Source organism: Flavobacterium sp. UBA4854 (assembly GCF_002399805.1).
GTDB lineage: Bacteria > Bacteroidota > Bacteroidia > Flavobacteriales > Flavobacteriaceae > Flavobacterium > Flavobacterium ginsengisoli.
Genome location: NZ_DHEI01000069.1, coordinates 42874 through 49163, shown reverse-complemented (window position 1 = coordinate 49163; position 6290 = coordinate 42874). Strand labels below are relative to the sequence as shown.

Annotated in this window: 6 protein-coding genes and 1 tRNA gene; 3 read left to right on the top strand and 4 right to left on the bottom strand. The window is 33.3% G+C overall.

The window, feature by feature from the left end:
• From B3J44_RS09965 to B3J44_RS09955, 3 genes are all read right to left on the bottom strand, one after another.
• On the bottom strand, nucleotides 1-503 hold a 503-nt coding region (locus B3J44_RS09965; protein WP_414654785.1), incomplete at its 3' end, for a TPR end-of-group domain-containing protein.
• 19 nt (nucleotides 504-522) lie between these two features.
• Nucleotides 523-954, bottom strand: a complete 432-nt coding sequence (locus B3J44_RS09960; protein WP_286968218.1) for a hypothetical protein — start codon at nucleotides 952-954, stop codon at nucleotides 523-525.
• Nucleotides 955-1270: 316 nt separating this feature from the next.
• A complete protein-coding gene (locus B3J44_RS09955; protein WP_286968217.1) occupies nucleotides 1271-2659 on the bottom strand; it encodes a dipeptidase in 1389 nt (462 codons plus the stop codon).
• 110 nt (nucleotides 2660-2769) lie between these two features.
• Between B3J44_RS09955 and B3J44_RS09950 the strand changes: the two genes are divergently transcribed.
• A tRNA-Leu gene (locus tag B3J44_RS09950) sits at nucleotides 2770-2851 on the top strand.
• Nucleotides 2852-3011: 160 nt separating this feature from the next.
• Nucleotides 3012-4208: a DUF4062 domain-containing protein gene (locus tag B3J44_RS09945; protein ID WP_286968216.1), complete on the top strand. Its 1197-nt coding sequence runs from the start codon at nucleotides 3012-3014 to the stop codon at nucleotides 4206-4208.
• A 538-nt stretch (nucleotides 4209-4746) separates the two neighbouring features.
• On the opposite strand, the gene B3J44_RS09940 is transcribed toward B3J44_RS09945, so the two are convergent.
• The gene (locus tag B3J44_RS09940; RefSeq protein WP_286968214.1) at nucleotides 4747-4980 is read right to left on the bottom strand and encodes a hypothetical protein; all 234 of its coding nucleotides are present in this window, start codon (nucleotides 4978-4980) and stop codon (nucleotides 4747-4749) included.
• A gap of 627 nt (nucleotides 4981-5607) precedes the next feature.
• On the opposite strand from B3J44_RS09940, the gene B3J44_RS09935 reads away from it, so the two are divergent.
• A partial coding sequence (locus tag B3J44_RS09935) for a hypothetical protein (RefSeq protein WP_286968213.1) occupies nucleotides 5608-6290 on the top strand: 683 nt, incomplete at its 3' end.

Here is a 6290-nt window from a genome sequence, read left to right as displayed (position 1 = left end):
ATTTTACCAATGCTGTCAATTTTCTTTTTGTCAGGTTTAGTAGCTCTATAAACATTCATAAATTCTCCACGAATTTCCTGATCTTCGGTATAAATTTCTGCAAGTTGTTTTTCTAGCACTTTATCATAATTTGCTCCAATAACATCCAACTTCTTCTGCAGCTTGTCAATTGTCTTATTCCATTGTTTCTCAGAATGCAAAGGCTTTAAATCATTGTCAATTTTAATATGCGACATATTCTCATATCCATTATCGATAGAAAGATTCAGCCATTTGAATGCTTTTTTATTCCTTTTTGCCATAGAAGCAGAACAGCCAGCGTTGTATAAGTCTCGATTGTCTTTCTGTTCTATTTTAAAAGCTTTCTCATAATACGAAACAGACAACTCATAGTTTTTTGCCGTATAGCAAGAATCTGCTTTACGAACCCATTCTTTATAAGTTTGAGCTTGCAAGAAAAGGCAGTTCATTAAAAGAAAAGAAAGCGTGATTAATTTTTTCATTGTTTAGAGGTTAGTTTGTCTATTTAATATTTTGTTCCGAAATCAATTCTCCTTTGTCGTAATTTTTGATTCCTTTTAATTTCCCATTGTCCGAATAAAACTTCCATTCTCCAAAATAAAACCAATGCGTTTCAACCGAATTCGTTTCTAATTTTGTTTTTCCTTTCGATTCCAGTTTTCCGTTTTCGTAATAACTTTTCACGATACAGATTCCGTTTTTATATTTCTCTGTTTTATAGATTTTTCCGTTAATGTACGATTTCCACTTTTTTAACGGAAGATCATTTTTATAGTATTCATACGATTTATAATTTGTACCATCCTGCGTATAATCATCAATCCAAACACCTTCTTTTTTCCTGTCAATTTTCTGATTGATTGGTTTGCTTTTACAGCTCAAAAGCATTAAACCCAAAAGAAATAATAAAAAGATATTTTTCAAATTCATCATTGCTCTACAATCATAGATTCGTTTCTACAAATGTAGAGTTAAATTTTAAATATGCAAGAAAAAAGTTTCTTTTTTTAGAAGCAAAGGTTCAGAGATGCAAAGCGGCAAAGGTTTTTCTTTTGAATCTTTAAAATATGGGAAACAAAAAAATCCGCTCATTTCTGAACGGATTTGTATCTTAATTCAACTTTGTCAAAGTTTAAAACTTTGACAAAGCATCAAAAAATCTTTGCGACCTTAGCTCCCGATAGCTATCGGGATTGCGAGCAAAAACACAACAAAACTTAGTGCCTTAGCGTCTTCGCGGCAAAACACCTTATTTACTTAATTCCACAAAATACTTATAAAACAACGGAATAGTCTCAATACCTTTCAAGTAATTAAAGATTCCGAAATGCTCATTTGGCGAGTGAATAGCATCGCTATCCAAACCAAACCCCATTAAGATTGTTTTGCTTTTTAATTCTTTTTCAAACAAAGCCACAATCGGAATACTTCCACCAGAACGAACTGGAATTGCAGGAACTCCAAACGTTTCTGTATACGCTTTGTTCGCTGCCTGATAACCAATGCTATCAATTGGCGTTACATAACCTTGACCACCGTGATGAGGCGTTACTTTTACCGTAACTCCAGCCGGAGCAATACTTGTAAAATGTTTCGTAAAAAGTTCTGTAATTTCTTCCCATTCCTGATTCGGAACCAAACGCATTGAGATTTTAGCGAAAGCTTTGCTCGCAATAACCGTTTTAGCACCTTCGCCAGTATAACCGCCCCAGATTCCGTTTACGTCTAATGTTGGACGGATTGAATTTCTTTCGTTGGTTACATAACCTTTTTCGCCGTAAACATCTTCGATATTTAAAGCATTTTTATATTTTTCTAAGCTGAAAGGCGCTTTTGCCATTTCTGCTCTTTCTTCTGCAGATAATTCCTGAACTTTATCGTAGAAACCTGGAATTGTAATATGATTGTTTTCGTCGTGAAGCGAAGCAATCATTTTTGCCAAAATATTAATTGGGTTTGCCACAGCTCCACCGTATAAACCTGAATGCAAATCGCGGTTTGGACCTGTAACTTCTACCTCAACATAACTCAAACCTCTTAAACCTGTCGTGATAGACGGCTGTTGGTTAGAGATCATTCCTGTATCTGAAATCAAGATTACGTCGTTTTTCAGTTTTTCCTGATTGCGTTCTACGAACCAAGCCAAACTTGCAGAACCTACTTCTTCCTCGCCTTCGATCATGAATTTTACGTTACAAGGCAACGTATTGCTTTGCACCATTAATTCAAGCGCTTTTACGTGCATGTACATCTGACCTTTGTCGTCACACGCTCCACGAGCGAAGATTGCGCCTTCTGGGTGAATATCTGTAGTTTTAATAACCGGTTCAAAAGGTGGTGAAGTCCATAATTCTAATGGATCTGGCGGTTGTACGTCGTAGTGGCCGTAAACTAAAACCGTTGGAAGATTTTGATCTATTATTTTCTCTCCGTAGATAATTGGGTAACCTGGAGTATCGCAAGTTTCGACATAATCGCACCCTGCTTTTGATAAACTTTCTTTTACAGCCTCTGCTGTGTCAATAACATCTTGAGAATATGCAGTGTCGGCAGAAACCGACGGAATCTTTAATAATTCGATCAATTCGTTGATAAACCGATCTTTATGTTGTTGAACGTAGGACTTAATATTTTCCATTTAAATTATTTTTATAGAAAACCAAAAGTACGAAAAAGAGAATTAAAAAAAATTTTCAAAAAATGCTTTGATAATTCAAAAGTATGCCTATCTTTGCACCCACAATTACCGCGGATATGGCGAAATTGGTAGACGTGCCAGACTTAGGATCTGGTGCCGCAAGGCGTGTAGGTTCGAGTCCTATTATCCGCACTAAAAAAAGCTTCTGAAGATATTTCAGAAGCTTTTTTTGTTTTTGGCACATCTTGTTCTTAAAGTTGTTGATAAATAATTTACTACAAATAAATATTTCACTTCACTATTTTTATTTTTGAGTAAACACCAAAAAATTTACTAATCAACTATTTAAAAAATGAACAAACTCAACATTTTTGTTAGTTCTAGTTGTTATGACCTGTCACAACTAAGAACAAATATTTATGACTTTATAACAGATAGCGGACACAATCCTATCTTATCTGAATTTAATAGTTTTCCCGTTTCACCCGAATTAAATGCTGTAGAAAATTGCATAAAAAATGTAAAAGAGAATGCAGATATTCTCGTATTGATTGTAGGCAATAGATATGGAAGTGTAATAGAGAATGGAAAATCAATTACAAATACAGAATTTTTAACCGCAAAGCAAAAGGGAATTCCCGTCTTTTGTTTTATTGATAAAAGCGCATTAAATGCATTAAATTTTTGGAAAGATAATAAAGACGCAGATTTTTCAAGATTTGTTGACAACACAAAAATATTTGAATTTATAGATGATATTCGAACAAAGAGAAACATATGGGTATTTCCATTTGAACAATCAAAAGAAATAATTGAAACATTAAAGATTCAAATGTCATATTTATTTAAAGACAGTCTAAAACTCAAAAGTATTCTAGATAAAAATATTGATGATTTTTTCAAGCTTAATTTAAGTGAGAAATGTTTGAAAATTTTAATTGAACGAAATGATCTTTATGAAACAGAATTTTTTTATCAAACATTTATTGATGAAATTGAAAAAAAAGAATTCTTAAAAAATGATATAGAATACTCAATTTTAGTTGAACCTAAACACTTCATTAAAGATGCTATAGAATTAGCAAACTGGGGTTCAAACCGTCTTCAATCTGTTATGGTAATTGTTGAGAATTTAAAAAATTTATTTCCTTTGATATATAAATTTATTAATGAAGAAGGTAAACCATCAGACATTAAAGGATTATATTATACATCTCTAAAATATTCGCAAATATTTGAGCAATTACTAAATTGGATGATTGAAGTAAAAAGCACTCACATTACTGAAGAATATTCAGATCTAAAGATCCATTTAGCAGAAATGGTTTCAGATGTTATGACAGATATTTGGAATTTCCCTTTTGAAATAAGAACCCAGATTCTAAAAATCAAACAACAATATATAAACGGAGAAACAATTGAACCTCTGAATTTTAATTTAAAACTAGACATAAATAGCGAAGCTCAATTAAAATTTCATGAAAAACTAACAAACATTATTAACACTTTTAAGAATACAGAAATCGCTCTAAATAATCAATCTTATTAACATTTTTACATCTCAACGTAAGTAGCTCGAGTGACATCAAACTCGCGAATCAAAACTCGACAAAGATTGGATTTCCGTTGCGGAGTTACTTGCGAAGATTTCTCGTTCCTCGAAATGACAAACTGGACGGAAACAAAAAACACACAAAACACTACAAACCAACAAACTCTTCCCTTTGCCTATTACAGAACAAATTCTCCAACGGAAGATTGCTGCGGAAAAATAATCCCAAATCCGTCTAGTTTTGTCATTCCGAGGAACGAGGACACGAGCGATAGCGAATTGGCGAAGCAATCGCACGCATATATCTACAAAGATTGGCGATTTTCTTTGCGGAGTTTCTAGTGTGATTTCTCGTTCCTCGAAATGACAAAACTAGACGGAATTCATCTTTATCAAATCATCTTGACGAAAGGAGCTTTTCAGCATCACCAACAGTTTGTACACTATGAAAAAAATTGCGGAAATCACTCTGGAATTTTTTGTCGGTTTTGCTTTTGGTTTCTCCTTTCGTCGAAATGAAGATAATTTCTTCTACTTAATCAACATCCAAATAAGGGTCAAGAACTTCAGCTAATTTATTGAGCCAATAAAAATTATCTTCAAGATTGTTGAATTCGGTTTCTACAGTTTCGCAGCCTCTAATGACGCTTAAGGAAAGAATATAATTTACTTGCCGTATAGCTCTTGCCATTTCATCAGAATCAATCGTATTTGTAAAAAAATCCTTTAATCTAATTTCAACTTCTTTTGAAAAATGATTTTTGCCCATATTTTTTAAATTTAAATTATTGCAAAAATCCTTAGAACTTAATTTCATTTGACCCCATATATGCGTTCAACTTTAATTTTTTTTTCTTATAGAAAACAATTTTCGGCTAAAGCCTTTTTCTTTTAAAGCATAAAAAAGCCTCCAGCTGAAGCAGGAGGCAATTCATTTAACTTTCTTATTCCATAAAGTATATCTGTCTAGTTTGTCATTTCGAGGAACGAGAAATCTTCGCGAGAAGCTCGACAAAGATTGGCTTTTCGTTGCGGAGCTACTTGTGGAGATTTCTCGTTCCTCGAAATGACAATACTTTATGGTTACAATGCGGAAAAAACTTTGCAGAGTTACTTGCGAAGATTTCTCGTTCCTCGAAATGACAATACGATAGGTTTACGGTGCGTAAAAAATCCTTTTAATCTTAATAATCTGTGGCTAAATAAAAAAACTCTGCGACCCTGCTCCCGATAGCTATCGGGATTGCGAGATTAAAAACCACCAAAAATTATAAATTCAGAAATTTCTTTAATTATTTTACACTTTAGTATTTAAATATTCTTACTTTTAAAAAACCAAAAACCTAATTCTCAAAAATTCACTTGTTTTTAAATCTCAAAAAAACATTTAGAACACATGAGAAAATACAGATTACTAGTCCTTTTTTTAGCAATTATTGCTGTCTTTTATTTTGCAAGAACAGTTCGAAGCTTTACTGTTCAGCACGAAACCAAAACTCTTAAATCGGAGCATTTTATTGTTTCCTATAATGGAATTTATAAAAGCGAGGCCGAAAAAGTCAGCAAACATCTGGAGGAAAATTATTCTAAAATAAGAGAGAATCTAAAAGACATAGAACATGAGCCGATAAAGGTTTTTGTTTACGGTTCGCAATTCAAGTTTAATGAAGCTACGGGTTTAACAGAAAACACAAAAGGCACAAGTCGTGGTCTAAACGAATTTCATTTTGTATGGACGAATTGGTTTAATTCTATTTTTCCAGACGATCCGCTAAAAACGGCTCTGCACGAATTTACGCATTGCGTTCAGCTCAACATATTAATATACAAAGCAAAAGACACGATTATCACACAAGACCGACTGACTTTTGAAAGGGAATTTGATAAAAAATTCAAAGCCGAATATCCGCGCTGGCTCTGGGAATCGATTAGTACGTTTGAAGCGAAAGAGGTTAATTCGCTAAGCGTAAAATATGCCAAAAGCAAAAACCTGACTTTAGAAGATCTTAATCACGGCAATCAGATTTACAACATTGGCTACACGATAATCGAATATATGACTCAAAAATGGGGAAAAGA